15 protein-coding genes and 2 tRNA genes are annotated in these 17,206 nt (G+C 48.0%); all 17 read right to left on the bottom strand.

Annotation, left to right across the window (positions count from 1 at the left end; all coding sequences use genetic code 11):
• Positions 1 to 604 precede the first annotated feature (604 nt).
• Positions 605 to 2,509, bottom strand: a complete 1,905-nt coding sequence (gene ftsH, locus ACFQPF_RS11795) for an ATP-dependent zinc metalloprotease FtsH (RefSeq protein ID WP_379749866.1) — start codon at positions 2,507 to 2,509, stop codon at positions 605 to 607.
• A gap of 58 nt (positions 2,510 to 2,567) precedes the next feature.
• Entirely contained in the window at positions 2,568 to 3,110 is a 543-nt protein-coding gene (gene hpt / locus ACFQPF_RS11790; protein ID WP_379749864.1) for a hypoxanthine phosphoribosyltransferase, read from the bottom strand.
• Positions 3,111 to 3,123: 13 nt separating this feature from the next.
• Positions 3,124 to 4,524: a tRNA lysidine(34) synthetase TilS gene (gene tilS, locus ACFQPF_RS11785; protein ID WP_379749862.1), complete on the bottom strand. Its 1,401-nt coding sequence runs from the start codon at positions 4,522 to 4,524 to the stop codon at positions 3,124 to 3,126.
• 65 nt (positions 4,525 to 4,589) lie between these two features.
• Positions 4,590 to 5,591, bottom strand: coding sequence for a serine/threonine protein kinase (locus ACFQPF_RS11780; RefSeq protein ID WP_379749860.1), 1,002 nt, complete (start codon positions 5,589 to 5,591; stop codon positions 4,590 to 4,592).
• Positions 5,548 to 6,303, bottom strand: coding sequence for a vWA domain-containing protein (locus ACFQPF_RS11775; RefSeq protein ID WP_379749858.1), 756 nt, complete (start codon positions 6,301 to 6,303; stop codon positions 5,548 to 5,550). Before ACFQPF_RS11775 ends, ACFQPF_RS11780 begins: the two co-directional genes overlap by 44 nt.
• 115 nt (positions 6,304 to 6,418) lie before the next feature.
• Positions 6,419 to 8,914, bottom strand: coding sequence for a stage II sporulation protein E (gene spoIIE / locus ACFQPF_RS11770; protein ID WP_379749856.1), 2,496 nt, complete (start codon positions 8,912 to 8,914; stop codon positions 6,419 to 6,421).
• Between the two features lie 616 nt (positions 8,915 to 9,530).
• Positions 9,531 to 9,605 (bottom strand) — tRNA-Glu (locus tag ACFQPF_RS11765).
• Between the two features lie 15 nt (positions 9,606 to 9,620).
• Positions 9,621 to 9,697 (bottom strand) — tRNA-Met (locus tag ACFQPF_RS11760).
• A 533-nt stretch (positions 9,698 to 10,230) separates the two neighbouring features.
• The gene (locus ACFQPF_RS11755; RefSeq protein WP_379749854.1) at positions 10,231 to 10,680 is read right to left on the bottom strand and encodes a S1 domain-containing RNA-binding protein; all 450 of its coding nucleotides are present in this window, start codon (positions 10,678 to 10,680) and stop codon (positions 10,231 to 10,233) included.
• 65 nt (positions 10,681 to 10,745) lie between these two features.
• Positions 10,746 to 11,123, bottom strand: a complete 378-nt coding sequence (locus ACFQPF_RS11750; RefSeq protein WP_379749852.1) for an FtsB family cell division protein — start codon at positions 11,121 to 11,123, stop codon at positions 10,746 to 10,748.
• Positions 11,124 to 11,148: 25 nt separating this feature from the next.
• Positions 11,149 to 11,742, bottom strand: a complete 594-nt coding sequence (yabQ, locus tag ACFQPF_RS11745; protein WP_379749850.1) for a spore cortex biosynthesis protein YabQ — start codon at positions 11,740 to 11,742, stop codon at positions 11,149 to 11,151.
• A complete protein-coding gene (gene yabP, locus ACFQPF_RS11740; RefSeq protein ID WP_379749848.1) occupies positions 11,739 to 12,053 on the bottom strand; it encodes a sporulation protein YabP in 315 nt (104 codons plus the stop codon). The genes yabQ and yabP overlap by 4 nt, the downstream gene beginning before the upstream one ends.
• Positions 12,054 to 12,202: 149 nt before the next feature.
• Positions 12,203 to 12,469, bottom strand: coding sequence for an RNA-binding S4 domain-containing protein (locus tag ACFQPF_RS11735; protein ID WP_379749846.1), 267 nt, complete (start codon positions 12,467 to 12,469; stop codon positions 12,203 to 12,205).
• Positions 12,470 to 12,471: 2 nt separating this feature from the next.
• Entirely contained in the window at positions 12,472 to 12,744 is a 273-nt protein-coding gene (locus tag ACFQPF_RS11730; protein WP_379749844.1) for an HU family DNA-binding protein, read from the bottom strand.
• A 118-nt stretch (positions 12,745 to 12,862) separates the two neighbouring features.
• Complete coding sequence (gene yabN / locus ACFQPF_RS11725) at positions 12,863 to 14,308, bottom strand: bifunctional methyltransferase/pyrophosphohydrolase YabN (RefSeq protein ID WP_379749842.1); 1,446 nt, start codon at positions 14,306 to 14,308, stop codon at positions 12,863 to 12,865.
• 1 nt (position 14,309) lies between these two features.
• Positions 14,310 to 15,899 (bottom strand): putative polysaccharide biosynthesis protein, encoded by a 1,590-nt coding sequence (locus ACFQPF_RS11720; RefSeq protein ID WP_379749840.1) that lies wholly within the window; start codon positions 15,897 to 15,899, stop codon positions 14,310 to 14,312.
• 247 nt (positions 15,900 to 16,146) lie between these two features.
• Positions 16,147 to 16,683, bottom strand: coding sequence for a stage V sporulation protein T (gene spoVT / locus ACFQPF_RS11715; RefSeq protein WP_379749838.1), 537 nt, complete (start codon positions 16,681 to 16,683; stop codon positions 16,147 to 16,149).
• Positions 16,684 to 17,206 lie beyond the last annotated feature (523 nt).

Genomic DNA, 17,206 nt, shown 5'->3' with positions numbered 1-17,206 from the left:
GTCCAGCCCCGACAAGCAAATGAGAAAGGGACCGGTAAGTCGGTTTGTGACTTATTGGGCACTTGCTCATTTGACCTCGAGGGGCTAGCCATTTCTGCTGGACAAGGTGAGCCCTTTTGTCGCTACGCGCCTTTAAAAGGTCTCACCTGCCCACTCCCACTCGCTGGATAAGGAAAGCTGCGCAGCAAGACATCAAACGCAAGAAAAAGTGATTTTCTTTTTCGAGGAGTCGGCACCTTTCACTACGATCAACTTTTCAATGAAGAATTCGAAGCTGAGCTAAATAGTAAAGTTTGCAAAAGCTATAGTATTTAACCGCAAGCTATTCTCAATTGGGTAATAAAGCAGGATACTCAGCCCTATATATTCATGGAGACCTAGCCTAGGCAATCATTAAATAAGAAATCTCCCTGCACGAAACCTTTTTATGAGGCATTTTAAGTTGATGTAGATGAAAAAAGACGTACAAACCGTTGTGTGTTTAAATACCATTCATTCTTAAGCAACAATTTCTTCAAATAGAGCCTTTATTTAAAGGTAAAAACCGGTTGTTGAAATCAACAACCGGTTTTCAGGTCCTTCACTAAGTGAAGGGCGGTCCTATTTATGCGTCTTTGTTGCTGTCGTCTTTTTTGTGAATCGTAACTTTCACATCGTCTGAAGACGATGAGATCGTTTTGGATTCAGGAAGTTTTCCTGTATTCACGAGTGACTTGATTTGCTCTTCGTCCAGCGTTTCCACTTCAAGAAGGGTCTGGGCGATGATCTCAAGCTTGTCGCGGTTGTCTGTCAGGATCTGCTTACAGCGGTCGTACGATTCCTTCACGATGCGCTGAATTTCCATGTCGATCTCGTGCGCGATCGCGTCACTGTAGTTTTGTTCGTTGTTGAAGTCGCGGCCTAGGAACACCTGGCCTTGCGAGCTGGAGCCGAACTGCATCGGTCCGAGCCTGTCGCTCATCCCAAACTCGGTCACCATGCTGCGCGCTATTCCCGTTACACGCTGGAAGTCATTGTGTGCGCCGGTACTTACTTCGTTGAACACGATTTCCTCAGCAACACGTCCACCAAGAAGGCCGACGATCTTGTCGAGAAGCTCAGGCTTTGTCATGAAGTAACGGTCTTCCTTAGGAAGCATGACCGTGTATCCGCCGGCTTGGCCGCGCGGTACGACGGTTACTTTATGAACCGTATCCGCTCCTTCGAGCACGAGTCCGATAACCGTATGACCCGCTTCATGATAAGCGACGATGTTCTTTTCTTTTTGCGAGATCACACGATTTTTCTTGGCAGGACCGGCAATAACGCGGTCGATCGCCTCATCGACGTCATCGAGCTCGATTTTCTTCTTGTTCGAACGGGCTGCCACTAGAGCCGCTTCATTCAACAAGTTCTCTAAATCAGCACCTGAGAATCCAGGTGTGCGCATCGCGATTGTTTTCAAGTTCACTTCCTCTGCTAGAGGCTTGTTGCGGGCGTGAACTTTAAGCACTTCTTCACGGCCTTTTACGTCAGGGCGGTTAACCGGAATCTGGCGGTCAAAACGTCCTGGACGAAGAAGGGCCGGGTCAAGAATATCGGCACGGTTCGTTGCGGCGATGATGATGATGCCTTCGTTCACTCCGAAACCGTCCATTTCAACAAGCAACTGGTTCAGCGTCTGTTCACGCTCGTCATGGCCACCGCCTAGACCCGCGCCACGCTGGCGTCCAACCGCATCAATTTCATCGATAAAGATAATACAAGGCGCGTTTTTCTTCGCGTTCTCAAACAAGTCACGTACACGTGATGCACCGACACCGACAAACATCTCGACGAAGTCAGAACCTGAGATCGAGAAAAACGGTACGCCGGCTTCCCCTGCTACTGCACGGGCGAGCAATGTTTTACCCGTTCCTGGAGGTCCTACTAGCAGGACACCTTTCGGGATGCGGGCTCCAAGAGTGGAGAACTTGCGCGGATCTTTGAGGAATTCTACCACTTCCACAAGCTCCTGCTTTTCTTCATCCGCTCCGGCAACGTCCTTGAACGTTACCTTTTTCTTTTCTTCGTTATAAAGCTTCGCCTTGCTTTTACCGAAGTTCATCACACGGCTTCCGCCGCCTTGAGCCTGGTTAAGAAGGAAGAAGAAAAGAATGAAAATGATCACAAACGGAATGATGGAAGTGAAGAACGTCACCCATCCGCTCGTCTGCTCTTGCTTCTTTAAATCAACTTTCACATTCGCCGATTGGGCCAGTTCCTTGATCTCGTTGAAATCGTTCAGCGGAGCGTTCGTCTCGAACATTTTATCCTTAGGATAGTTTTCGAGCTTACCGCGAACGATGTAAACGCCGCCTTCAGGCTGGTACTGGATGCTTTCCACTTTGCCGTCTTCAATGTACTTGACGAGCTGGTCATAGCGGATCGGCTGCACTTCATTTTTCGTTCCGTTAAAGAAACTGACTACGCCCACCACGACTAAGAAGATGAGCAAATAAAATATAGTATTCCGGAAGATTCGATTCATCCCTTACCTCCTCAACAAACAATAAGCATGCTATTTGGGAATATTAGTGCTTCCTGTTTTATTTATTCTCGTAAATCTCCGGCTTTAAAACTCCGATGTACGGAAGGTTTCGATAGCGTTCGATGTAATCGAGGCCATATCCTACTACGAATGCATCTGGGACGATAAATCCAGCAAGGTCAGGCTTAATGTCGACCCTTCGTCCTGTTGGTTTGTCGAGCAGCGTTACGATCTTCACTGATTTTGCTTTACGGTGAAGGAAAAGCTGAACCAGGTAGCTGAGTGTCAATCCGCTGTCAATGATATCTTCGACAATGATGACGTCGCGTCCTTCAAGCGATGTATCTAAATCTTTAATAATTTTGACTTCACCTGATGATACAGTGGAAGCTCCATAGCTGGAAACCGCCATCAAATCGTATTCCAAGTGAATATCCATCCGCTTGATCAGGTCGGCCATGAATGGCAGCGCCCCTTTTAGTACTCCGATTACAAGCGGAAAACGGTCTTTATATTCCTCGGAAAGCTGAGCTCCTAGTTCCTCGATCTTATCCTGGATCGCTTCCGCGGAAATTAAGACCTCTTTCATTTCATTATGCATGTTGACAAGCCTCCTAGACGTCCTGGCAATATTTTCGAAAGTGTATGGCAAACCACTGCTTCGGATGTTTGGCAGTATGAGCTTCACTGTAAGCCGAGTGCTTCAGTCCTGGGAGCCAGAGTATGTTTCCATCTGCATCCTCCACGACGGGCCATATGTCCCGTATTGCTCTTGGGATTTTGCTGTCGATGAAAATGTCCTTCAGCTTTTTTGAACCTGCCATGCCAGACAGTGTCATCCTGTCCCCAGGCCGGCGGTTCCGGACCTTAAGCGGCAGATTCAGCTCACCAGCCGCGCATACAAACACATCTTTTCCTCTTACCATGGAGTCTGTTTCAAGCATTTCAGCTGACAGCTCGCCCGCTTCTAGAAGCAGCGTGCCTGACAAGGGGATTTCATAGCAAAAGTCTGAATGCTCCGCTTCTTTGGCGAAAGACAAAGAGCAAGAATCATAGGATTTTACTACCCTTAAGCCTGATGGGAAATGAAGGATTCCTGACGGCTGCTCACTGTTAAGCAATGCTAAAAACGTCTCTTTATGTAGCGAGGAAAGAGATGAAGGGATTTGATTATACAGATAGTTCAATATTAGAGTAATCCCTCTTTTTTGTAAAGGAATAGGCATTTCCAAGAACGACGGAACAGACAGCCTGCATTCACTGTCAGACTGAAAAAGAAGCACCGCTTTAACGGCAGATTCCGCCTGCTTCATCATATACGTTTCATCCTCCGCAATGGTTTCACTAAACGACTGAAATCTTTTATGCACAGACGGGTTTTCCAGCTTTAAAAACGGCAGCACCTGTTTCCTGTAGCGGTTTCTAGCGTATTTTCCACTCTCGTTGCTCGGGTCAAACACCGGATGAAGTTCGTTCACCTCACAATAGTGCTCGATTTCGGCCTTTGTTACACAAAGAAACGGACGAATAATTTTTCCTCCGCCAAACGTCCGGACCGCACGAATGCCTGAGAGGCTCTCACCTTCGCTTCCTCTCACCATTCTCATGAGGATGGTCTCGACTTGATCATCACCATGATGGCCGAGCGCAAGGGCTTCGGCGCCGCAGCGTTCCATCGTTTCCGCGAAAAATTCATAACGCAACTCCCGTGCCGCTGCCTGCAGAGATTGCCCCGTCTTTTTCATATGCCCGATGACGTCTAGGGTCTTTCCGGCAAAGATAATATCTTTTTCCCTGCAAAAGCGTTCTACAAACCGGCATTCTTCCGCCGACTCTTCCCCACGGAGACCGTGATCACATGAAGCTGCGATCACTTTGAGCTCCCGGGATTCTGATTGCTTCAACAAATAATGAAGCAGCGCGAGCGAGTCTGGTCCTCCAGATACGCCGACAAGAACAGTCTTTACTGCTTTTAGCATGTGATGTTTAGCGATAAATCGTTCGACTTCCTGCAAAAGTAGTGTGCTCCTTTACGCCTTTTCCACACATCATAACAGAAACCGCTTTGCTCCGCTCTTTCTTACATCGTCTGTCCGATCATATAAAAAAAATAAAGAACAAAAAAGAACGTGAGCCACAGCAGCGTATCCACTGCCCAGCTCCTTTTTTTCTTCCGCCGCACACTGCGGCTATTGTGAGGAGGCACCGGCTTCGGTTTGGGCGCTGCCGTTTTCTTCGGTGACGGTTTCACCATCGAAGGCCGGCCGGCGGGCTGAAGAGCGATTAGGAGGTCACGCTTCATCTCTTCTGCCGTTTTATATTTTTGGTGCAGCGCTTTTGTGAGCATTTTCTCGTACGGCTGCAGCTTCACCGAACGCCTGACCGCTTCCTGCAGCTGTTTAGATGGCTCGCTTTTCTTTTGAAAACGTGCCGGGTACGCCGTGTTGATCATCACCATCGCGGCCGCGAACAGATCGTATGACGGTTCAGCTACGCGTGAGCCAAGCCCCCAATACCCACGGTCAAAGAATTCTGTATATTCCTTTACGGACCGGCCGAGCTGCGTGGTGCCTCCCACGTCGATCCACCTAATTTGATAGGGAGGGCCTGTGACAAGGAGGTTATCCGGCTTTAAATCGCCGAACACCCAGCCTGCCTCGTGGAGCTTTTGCAGATTGTTGATCAGCTGCAGCATGATGATGCCGAGCCATTCCGGTCCGTGGCCGCCAAGAAACTCGAACACATTCTCGCCTTTTAAATATTCCATCACATAAAAAGGAAATCGGCTATTCGTACTGTTCCAGTCGTCCACATCGATTAAAGAGGGCCCGAGGACGATACCCTGGACCCTGGAAAAAGCTTTAAGGACATTCACCTCCGATATGATGGACATGCTGTCATGGCCGATTTTGAGTGCGGCTGGGCCGGCCTTGCTTTCAGCGAGATAGACCGCACCCGTCGCCCCATGTCCGAGCAGCCTTCGAATCACATACTCGTTTTGATGCCATTTGCCGCATACCCTTTCGCCTCTGACAAGATTACATACCGGATTCTTTGTAATATCCATCCCTTGGTTCATCATGGGAAAGCAGTCCTCTCTTTGAACGCCTGCTCTGGAAGATGGAAACAGCCTCTCTGATCGCTGGGCCTGTCGGTGTAATGCCGCCCAGTTCGACCTGGCTCAGCAGCTTCGTAACCGACTCGAGCCTGCTCGACCAATCCAAGAGCATCTGTGCGTCTGTTTTCTTTCCAGGGAACACACAGACCGCAAACTGGTTATCTCCTATTCTGGAATTCAGCGAGATGGAAAGATCGATCAGCGATTCTTGAACGGTCGCCATCTTGTCTTCCATGCTGCCAGAAGCGTCTATGAGCAGCAGCACCTCCAAATCCATCGTTTCGCCTAGCTCGTCCACTACCTCCATCACTTCCCCTCGCTTATCAGGGGGCAGGTCATCGAGCGTGTTCTTCCCGCCGAGTATTTGCTGAAGCTCGCCGTTGACGACACCTTGGATGGTTTGCGTCATCGCCTTTCTCGTCACCATCTGCACCGTCTGCGAAAGCTGCCGCGTATACACAAGCTGGCTAATTCCGCCGCCAGACAACGCGATATCCTCCACTTCCTTTAATCCTTGCTTATGATACTCTGGCATATTCTCGTTCATGACGCCGATCACATTCACCGTGATGCCCTGCTCTTTCGCGAGCGCCGCCATGGCGACCGGATCTTCCCCCTGATTGGAGCATCCATCCGTGATCAGCAAAATCTGTCTGAGCGTTCCTTTTTTCCGCATGTTGCAAGTCTCCTTTCATCACCTGAATTTCTTATCAACAGCCTCGTCATACAATCGTTTTTCTATACTTGGGAGGAAGGCAAAAAAAAGAGAAAAAGCGGAAATGCGCTTCTTCTCATCCATTCGCCTGTTTTCGCTGCACGCTGATTTTCGGATAATGCGGGATGACCGACCATTTCGGCGTATTGCGGTTGATCTGGATCACAACGACCGTCATGTCATCCTCAATCTGATTATGACCGGTCCTGACAACCTCCTCCATTAATAGGTCTGCGATTTCCTGCGGGTCTTCCGTTTCCATCTCCCGGATTTTGCGCTTTAGCCATGCGTCGATGTTTTCAATATGCTTCGGCCCCTCGTATATGCCGTCGCTCATCATAATTAAAAAGTCGCCCGCCTTCAGCTGTTCACTTACCACCTCAACATCAAAGTCATCAATGATACCCATCGGCAGGTTACTCGCTTTGATCATGTGAACGTGATCGCCCCGCTTCACGAAGCTTGGTGTCGACCCGATCTTCAGGAATTTGACGGACGCATCCTGCAGATCGACCATCGCCAAATCGAGCGTCGAGAACATTTCATCTGTCGTCCGCAGCGAAAGGATGGAATTGACGGACTTGATCGCCACTTCTTCATCGATCCCAGACTGCAGAATTTTTCGCAGCAGCTGCAATGTCTCGTTGCTCTCCTGAAACGCCCTTTCGCCGTTGCCCATGCCGTCAGCGATCGCCACCGCAAACTTGCCGCCGCCAAGCTCAATCATGGAATGGCTGTCTCCAGAAAGCCAAGCGCCGCCCTTCGCCGCTGAAGCGATCCCTGTCTCGACGACAAATTCTTTTGCCGAACGGAACGTGATATAGCAATAGCCATTTTGAAATTTCGCGCATTCCTCCTTCGCGACAAGAATCGTTTCTTCTAAAATATCAGAAAGCAGCGGTGCGATAATTTTTTCGCCGACTCCCGAGCCTCCGCAGTACGGGATGCTCAGCTCAATGTCCACGTTTGATGCTTCTAAGCTGTATACCTCGATATGCGCCGTATTAATGCCCGCGTTGTATAATGTCTCTTTAATTTGTTCTTCTTGAATTTGATGGTTTTCCTGCTCGCGCTGAATTTCCTTGGCGAAATTCCCCATCACCTGCGAGACGCCCATCAGCTGGTCGGCGACAAGACGCCGGCTTTCCTGCACCTGCTGCTTCAGCTTCTGGCTCGCCTTGAATTGCGACAGCTCCTGCAAGATAAGGTCCGACACCTTTTTATGCTTGATGCAGTGCGCCTCCCACTCCCGCTTCAGCTTACGGTCGCGGATTTCTTCATACATCTCCTGCTGCGTCATGATCGAATTCATATAATCATAGGTACGGTTAAAATTCGCCGCCCAGCAATGTTCCTTTTTAAAGCACGTCTGGCACGTTTTCTCGGTAATGTTGCTTAAAAACAGATCCACTTCGCGCGTCGCGTCGTCTTCTTGCTCAATCGAGCCTGCGCTCGTGAAAGAATGAGACAGCGCCTGAAACAGAGAGGAAAACTGTTCAACACGGTTTGCTGTCACATCGCGTACCTTTTTCACATATTGCTGCTGCTCGCTCGAGTATTCCCTTGAACCGGGAATAAACTTTGACAGTTTGGCTATCGCTGCTTTTGGCGTCAGCAGAAAAAATACGGCAGCAGCCAATGATTCGAGGACTGCGGGAAAAAGGGCATCTTTACCTTCTCCATATAGGCCGATCATGACCGTTGCGATCAAGAGCCCCAAACAAACGCCTATTTTCTTCCCTTCTTTCAGCAATCCACCAAGCAAACCGGAAAAGGCGAGCAAGCTCATCTGATAAAGGCTCGCCACCTGCGCGAGACTTAAAATAAGCCCTGTGACAACCCCGACCGTCGATCCAATCGCCGCGCCGCCCGTGAACGCGAACAACAGCACGAGGTACCGTGACACGACATGTTCAACCGATAATCCATACATCACCCACCCAATCGTTCCCGTCATGACCGAGGCGAGCATGATCATCAAGCACACGATTTCTTCATTCTTTAATGACTGCGGAATTCGCTTCATCGTGAGCAGCGGGATGCTTTGCAGGAAGATAAGCGTCAACACAAGGCTCAGTCCCGCCTCCACCATGCCGGTCATCAGATCGCTCCGCTCGATCGTCCCTGTCAGAGAGGTAAGCATCATCCTTGCTGAGATGCTAGAGATGAACACGAGGATCGGCAGCATCGCCAGCCTGTTTTTAATCAGCTTGTCTCCAACCTTCTGCAAAACTGCATAGATGATAAGCCCCGCAGTAATAAAAAGCGCATTCTCCGGTACATGTGACAGCGTCCCGGCGAGCAAGGCGATAACCGCTATGCCTGTCCTTTCTTTTTTCAGGATAAAAACCGCTGCCGCAAACGGTAAAGCGAATGGTGCCAGTTCAGATAAAATCAGGGCTCGTCCGAGCAAAAAACCGATGGCAAACAGCAAGACCCGCCAGTTTAAAAAAATCCGGCTCACCCGGTCAAGCCACTTTTTTCCCGTTTCATAGGCCGCCTGCTGAGACCTCTCCACCCATGCCAGTTTTTGAATGGGTTCCAACACTTCTTGTTCGAGCTTCTGCCACATCCCCCACACCACCCGTTTCGTTGTATTGTGTTTCATATTATAACGCGGGTGAGTTTGAAGATTTTGTCAAAACAAGAAAACATATTCCTAAAACTTCTCGACGAATTCTCGCAATAATATTGATTATGAACACCTGTGCACTAATCATTCACGCCAAATTAGAGCACATACAGCAAATATCGTTTAAATCTGACGGTAATCTATGGATTTCGAAGAGGAATTTGTTGAGTGATTGAGGTTTGAATTTTTGTTTTGCTGGATTGTCTGAGTATGGATGGCTGTGTTGCGGTTTTTGTTTATGGAGTGGCGCTCGATGAAATGTAAAATAACGGAATGTTGCCCGAGGTTGACTAATATTTGCCCGCGCTTCACATCGGGTCAGCCGCACTGGACTGCAACTCGCCCGTGGAATTGCATAATATGTCTGCATACATGCATACTTCGCCCGCGCGACCCGTTTAGCTTCACTCGATGATCAATTAAACTTGTCTAAAAACTAATTTAAAACCAGAACCGGATCTCCATTAATAAAATAGGCCTCAAAATTTGCTTAATAACGTACGAAAACAAATAAAAAAGCACCCCCAGCAAGGAGATGCTTGAAATGTTTATGTAATGGTGACCCATACGGGATTCGAACCCGTGTTACCGCCGTGAAAGGGCGGTGTCTTAACCGCTTGACCAATGGGCCATTGTCTAGTAAATATGGTAGCGGCGGAGGGAGTCGAACCCACGACCTCACGGGTATGAACCGTACGCTCTAGCCAGCTGAGCTACACCGCCATATGTAAAAGACACAAGTGTTATATTACAAGATACGTCGAAAAGTGTCAACAGAATATAAATAAAAAGTCTATTCTGAAAATAATAGATGTCTATTTCTTTATGGTACTTTTTAAGGAATTTGCTTTAAAGTAGTTTGAAAGTGTTGTTCTACTGGAATAGCAACTACTTCGATAAGCTATTTTCTCTCGTTCAGCCTTGAACGCTTCATTGAAAGGTTGATCGCAGTGAATGGTGCCGACTCCTCGAAAATGAAAAGCACATTTTCTTGCGTTTGATGTCTTGCTGCGGCGCCTTACTTATCCTGCGGGATAAGTGGGCAGGTGAGACCTTTTAAAGGCGCGTAGCGACAAAAGGGCTCACCGCTCACCCCGCAGAAAGCGTGCACCTGTAACGGAGATCAACCACTTCTCAGAACGCTAAATGCAACAAAGCCGTTTATCAAAAAAGTGTTGCGAAACAAAACAATAAGCCCCGGCTGCGATAGCTGGGGCTTCAATATGGTATGAGCATTGCATTGTTAGTACAGCAATTTACCCTCGGCGCGCGCCGCGTCCGCCGCGTTTAGATTCTGTCTGGCGCTTTAGCGTGGACAAGCGGTCTTCGCTGTCTTTAAGGAACTTGCTTACTTTGTCCTCAAATGACAACGCTGTTGGCTGATGTCCGCCGCCGCGGTTGTTTGGTCTGCGGGATTTCTGGAATCCTCCGCCTCCCCCGCCTCGGTGGCTGCTGGTCGTCGGAGCTGCGTTTTCTTTCGCCTTCTTAATCGAAAGGCCAATCTTGCCGTCCTTTTCGATGTTCATGACTTTTACTTCGACTTGATCACCAACTTTTAAATGATCGTTGATGTCTTTAACGTAATTGTCCGCTACTTCACTAATATGAACAAGTCCGGTAGTACCCCCTGGCAGCTCAACAAACGCCCCAAAATGAGTAATTCCTGTAACCTTCCCCTGCAGCTTGCTGCCTACTTCAATTGACATGCAAAAAATGCTCCTCCTTAAGTAATTTCAATCCTTTTTATTATACAATCGGCAAAATTCATGTGTCAATCCGACTTCGACTCTGGAAGCTTGAAGATTGTCTCGCCGTCCTTTGACATAAAGAAGTCTCTCCGCAAAATTTCCCCGATGTATTCCACATCATTTAGTTTATTCACTTCATCCTTCAGTTGTGCCTTTTCTTTCCGAACTGCTTTTAATTCTTGCTGCAGCTGCTTTTCTTCCTGTTTTTGCTCATCAATCGTGGAAAGCTGGGTGGCAATCGTTGATACAACAAAAAAGGCGAGGAAAGAGAATACCGTCAAAAACACCGTCAGACGCCGGTAGAGGCCGCGCTTCCGTTTTGCCAGCACTTTCTGCTGAAGCTCCTGCTCCTGAACATACCCCGAATGAATTTCCGTGATTTTTTTCGGACGCTGGATCATCTTTTCCCCCCTTTCAAGGGTGCTGTTACTTTTTAAACCATGATATAGCTTTATTCCATGCCGAACGCAGAAACCCTGCCTGCTTTAGCAGTTTATCTTTAAAAGTATACCATTTTTGCTTCGGAATGAAACGCCATATCAATAGTCCTGTCCATTTAAATGGGAGAAAAAGTATTTTCAGCAAAGAAAAGATGATGCGCCACGTTATGGTGAGGATCCAAGTGACCAGTGCAACGAGCAAAGATAACAGCCATTTCACGGGATTGATAAGGAAAATTACGATCAGACGGCGAAAAAAACGCAGCACGGCTGAAACCATAATAATCACCCGCTCTAATATCCGTTTATACGTTTTTTCGAACAAAGCTTTATAAGCAGAAAAGCCGCACAAAAGAGCGAGGAATATATAAAAGCGGACTTCGGCATGATTCACCTTCAAGAGTACATAAAAGACAAGGAGCGCCTGCAGCACCCAGAAAAGAAAGTCGTTGATAAAGTGAAACCAGTTCCATTTCTTTTTTTCATGCAGAAAGCGCCCGTATGTGTCCATCGCCATCCCGATCCAGATGCCCATGGCGACCATACTGATAATTGTCTGAAACTGTACGGTGAGCGTCATTTAAAGAGCTTGGAGAAAAATCCTTTGTTCTTTTCGCCGCCCTGCTGCTGATCGAGATACACAAGGTCAAAAATCTTGCCCTCGATCGCCACCATGCCGGACTCCACATTCAGATTTTTCATTTTTAGGTTATTTCCTCTTATCGCCAAGAACCCCATTGACGTCTCCAGAAGGAACTCTTCGTTATCAAACGATTCCACATGCTTAACCCCGGTAATCTCAAGCGTCTTTCTGCCGATCATCTTCACATCATGACCAGGCAGATTGTCCTTCTGCCCGGAAGATCCATATTCATTATAATATTGGTTCATCCGCTTCCCTCCTCTTGTCCATACCACTATATATGAGACAAGAGAAGGGTTTAGAACAAGCCATATAAACAACGTTGTGAGATCAACTGCTTCTATGACATCTCTTAAAAATACCAAAAAAGGATGTTCCAATTGGAACATCCTCCTTATTATTCAGCCGTTTGGATACTTTCTTCACTGATGACGGAATACATGCCCTCGGCATCTTCCTTGCGGGTCGTTTCTTTCAGTTCGTTGATGCGAACCTTTACCATCTTTTGACCGAAGCGGATTGCCAGCTCGTCCCCGACTTTTACATCAGAGGAGGCTTTCGCTGTCGTGCCGTTGATGGCGATACGGCCCTGATCTGAGATTTCCTTCGCCACGGTCCTGCGCTTGATGAGGCGGGAAACCTTCAGAAACTTATCAAGACGCATAATTACTTAACAGCTTCTTTCAGCTTGTTGCCCGCTTTGAAAGCTGGAACCGTTGAAGCAGGAATCGTAATTTCTTTTCCTGTTTGCGGGTTGCGTCCTGTGCGGCTAGCGCGCTCGCGAGTTTCGAATGTGCCGAAACCGACAAATTGTACTTTGTCGCCTTCTTTAAGTGCTGATGTGATTTCGTCGATCATTCCATTGACTACGGCTTCTACGTCTTTCTTCGTTAGACCTGACTTCTCTGAGATATTTGTTACGAGTTCATTTTTGTTCATTTTAAAAAACCTCCTTTAATTTCTACCAAAGTAATTCGTGTCAATCCGTTGATAGTTAAGGGTTTCAACGGATTCTCGGAACATAATTCTCTATTTTTTTAGAGATTCCTTCTAAATCTTAATAAATTTCTTTCGCTTTGTTCCATAAATCGTCCATTTCCTGCAAATTAGAGTCTTCCGGTGTCTTTCCGGCCTTCTCCAGCTCACTTTCAATGTATCGGAAACGATTGAAAAACTTGCTGTTGGAAGACTGCAGCGCTTCTTCCGGCTCAATGTTATAAAAACGAGACAGGTTCACGACCGCGAACAGGATGTCTCCCATCTCTTTCATGCGATCTTGATCGGTGCTGGCTGCCTTAAACTCTTGCAGTTCTTCGGCAATCTTATCCCAGACCGGCTGCTCGTCCGGCCAGTCAAACCCGGCCTTCGCCGCTTTTTTCTGAAGGGCGTACGCTTTCATTAACGAAGGCAGACCTTTGGCGATGCCGTCAAGGAGAGAGGTTCTCGTTTCTTTGCCTTTCTCCTGTCTCTTAATCTCTTCCCAGTTTGCCAGCACCTCGTCCGCATCCTTCACGTCTGTTGTCCCGAAGACGTGCGGGTGTCGGCGGATCATTTTTGAAGCAGTATGCTCGATGACATCATCAATTGAGAAGTATCCTTCTTCTTCTCCGATTTGAGAATGAAGGAGCACCTGCAGCAGTACGTCACCGAGCTCCTCAGCAAGATGGTCATCGTCTTCTTCATCGATGGCCTCGAGCACCTCGTATGCTTCCTCGATTAAATACTTTTTTAGAGAACGGTGGGTCTGCTTCTGATCCCACGGGCATCCACCAGGACCGCGAAGAGCAGCGATCACACCGCGTAAATAGTCAAAATCGCGATACATTTGCTCTTCACCTGCTGCCGGCGGCACATATAGAGCAGTGAGGTTGTTCAGCTCCACGTTTTGATCGAGTTCATACAACGGAACTTTTGTAATTCTTTCGCTCGCACTTCCAGCAGCCGTCACAACAAACACCGGTTGCTCGTCGCTGTATTTTTCCATGAGCGTAATTTTCACGTCCGAGGCGATGAATGCGTCATACACTTGAACGATGATCACATGATTGCGAATTTGAATCGCTTCTTTTACCAAGGCGGTGCCATCAAGAATCTGGCATCCTTCAATGGGATCGATTTTAAGCGCTGTATACATTTCATCGAGAAAACTTTTGCCTCCGAGGACTTCCACCTCGATGCCCGGCGAGTTGTGGATCAGCAGCTGAACGGTCTGTTCAGCCACTAACGGATGGCCTGGCACCGCGTACAGCACATCACCAAGAACCGAACGACGTCGCAGATCAGCCGCGATCTCTTCATACACCGGCTGAAAGGCATCGTGCTTTTCGTAAACGTGGTCGTATGACTCGATGGCCACTCCTCTTTCACGAAGCTCATCAACAGCGGGGTGGTCGTCCGTACGCACGAGCAGGCTTCCTGCATTCATAATTTTTTCATATAGTCCAAGAGACAGCTGAGCCAGGTCCCCTGCTCCAAGTCCAATAATTGATATTTTCCCTGCCATGTCAGTCTCCTTTTCTCCATAACGCCTCGGCCTTTCTCATTTTCGGAAAAGCGTCGAGCACAGGCTCCAGATTTTCTTTTTGCAGAAATCTCGTCCCGTATATCACCGCAAAGAATGTGAACGCGCCAGCTAATGATGCCAGAACAGCAATCGCTGCGGCAGCCAGACGGTTTCCTTCGTCTGCTATTAGAAGGAGTCCATCTTTCACCAATGCGGCTGCGATCATCATCACTAAGAGTGATACACCCAGCTTCAGCATATCAGAAATCCACGATCCGTTGCTAAACAGGCCCGTCTTTCGCTGCAGCAAAATAAGCTGAATAACAGCGGTGGCTGCTGTCGCGAAAACCGTTGCCGCACTTGCCCCCATCATGCCCCACTCTGGAATAAGCCAAACATTCAGCGCCGCTTTAAGTAAAACGCCAACGAGCACGGCGAATCCAGCCGATCGATACAGACCCAGTCCTTGCATCAGTCCGGTGGCTGTGAAGATGATTGAGCCAAATAAAGTGGCACCGGCCATCACGGCAAGCTCTTGGGAGCCGTCACTGTTTTCAAACAGCATACTATTCAGCGGCTCAATAATCACGGCGATCCCACACGCTGCTGCCGCTCCGACGGCCATTGTTATTTTAAGCGAAAGGCGGCTTAGACCCTTCACATTCTCCCGTTCACCAGCGGCGTGTAAGCGCGATACCTCTGGAACGAGAGCGAGAGCAAGACCAGCAGCTAAAACGGTGCCGAGCTGCACCAGCGGCTGTCCGCGGTCGAAGATTCCCTTCATTTCCCGTGCGGCCAGTTCATTCCAGCCATTGTCCGTTAACATGTTCACAAAGCTGAAGGCATCGACCATTTGCATCAGGACGAGGACCATCGCGCTTAGCGACAAATATATGCTGCCACGCAGCAGCTCCTTTAACGTAACAAACGAATACGTAAAAGAACGGATAAGCTGATGACGGCGGTCTTTCTGAAAGTACCGTGTCAGCAGAATGGCAGATATGGCAGCACCCGCAAGAGAGCCCGCCAATGCGCCTGTTCCTGTCTCGTACGGTGTACTTCCGGATGAGACGAGAAGGTAAGAAGCTATCAGAATCCCGCTCACCCTCACGACCTGTTCCAAGATCTGGGTGACGGCTGTTGACGTCATTTCACCCATCCCTTGAAAATAACCACGGTAGAACGCGGTAAACGGTATAATCAAAAACAAAAAACTGATCGCTCTAAGCGGTGAGGCAAGGTGCTCATCTCCCATCCAGCGGGCGAGAAGCGGAGCCGAACCATAAAGCACTCCGAACGTGGCAGCCCCAAGAAAACAGACAGACCAAAAGGATGTTGCGATAACATCCCGCTCGTTCGCACTCCCTTTTTGTACGCTGACAATGCGGGAAAAGGCCATCGGATACCCAGTAAAAGCGATAGCAGCCGCAATCGCGTAGAAGGGATACGCCTGCTGAAACACATAAAAGCCGAGGTCACCGGCAATATTCTGGTACGGTATGCGGTAAACGGCACTGAGGATCTTGACGATAAGACCCGCTGCCGTAAGCAAAAGCGCCCCGCGCCATAGCGACCGATTTTCATTCTCCACAGTCAATTCTCCTAAGAACAAGGCATTTTTTCAACGTATTATAACATAAAAAATCCCCGTGCCACCCCGCGATCATTTACGGGTCTAAGTGAAAATTTACGGGTCAAATTTTAGTTTTTTCGGGTCAAAAATGAAATTTATGGGTCATTATTCAAAATAATCGGGTCTTTAAGCTGTATCACCCTTCAAATAAGAAAAAGGCTGATCATAAGGTCATAAATGCATGTCCTCTGAATCAGCCTTTTGTTTATTGCTCCATCTGGCGAGCAAGGAAGCCTGCCGCCGTTTCGGACAGCTTCTGCTCAAGTTCGGAAAGTTTTTTGCCTTCTTTAGCGACCATTACGACCGCGCCGATCGGATCACCGCCGGCAATGATCGGTGCGACAACGTGCGCTGTGCTTTCTTTTACACCGTCGATCAGCTCCGCGTCAGCACCGTTCATTTCAACGGTGGATTTGCGGTCTGTCATGGCACTCTCGACGACTTTTCCTACACTTTTGTTCATGTAATCCTTTTTTGAACCTCCAGCAACAGCTATGTAAGTGTCGCGGTCAGCAATCAGTACCGTATGGCCAGAGCTTTCTGCCAAGCTTTCAGCATATTCTTTGGCGAAATCACCTAATTCGTTTATCGGAGAGTATTTTTTAAGAATAACCTCACCGTCTCGGTCTACAAAAATTTCTAATGGATCGCCTTCACGGATGCGAAGGGTTCTGCGGATTTCTTTTGGTATAACGACGCGTCCAAGATCGTCGATACGACGGACTATTCCGGTTGCTTTCATATGAATAATGCCCTCTCTTTCGTATGATATAACAATAGATGCAACGTAAATGGTCCCTTCTTATGCAGAATGTTCCATTACCTACAAGTATTATTTGTTACGGAGAGGTTTCTATACACGAAAGAGTGGGGGTTTTTATTTTAGATTGTTTTTGTAAATACGCTATTAAAGAAATCAATGATGTAGTTGATTTCCGTTTCAGGCGCAGGCTTTCAGCAGGGTGTAAGCGAAAAGCAGTAAGGGCTCGTTCAGTCCCGACCAGCAGAAGGTGAAGGGGCAAGTAAGGCGCTCTTTGCCTTACTGGACCATTCATCCTTCTCACTCACACACGCAGGATAAGGAAAGCTACGCAGCAAGACATCAAACGCAAGAAAATGTGTTTTTCATTTTCGAGGAGTCGGCGCCTTACACTCCAATCGTAAGCCCGAAATATAAAATAAAGCACACCCTTCGGTGCGCGTGACAAATAGCCGTAGAGGATAGATTTCTTATCCGATCTACGGCTATTTTATTTTCCGCATGC

Origin of the sequence: Fictibacillus iocasae (assembly GCF_042665465.1) — a bacterium.
Classification (GTDB): domain Bacteria; phylum Bacillota; class Bacilli; order Bacillales; family Fictibacillaceae; genus Fictibacillus; species Fictibacillus iocasae.
This window is presented reverse-complemented; position numbering and strand designations above follow the sequence as displayed.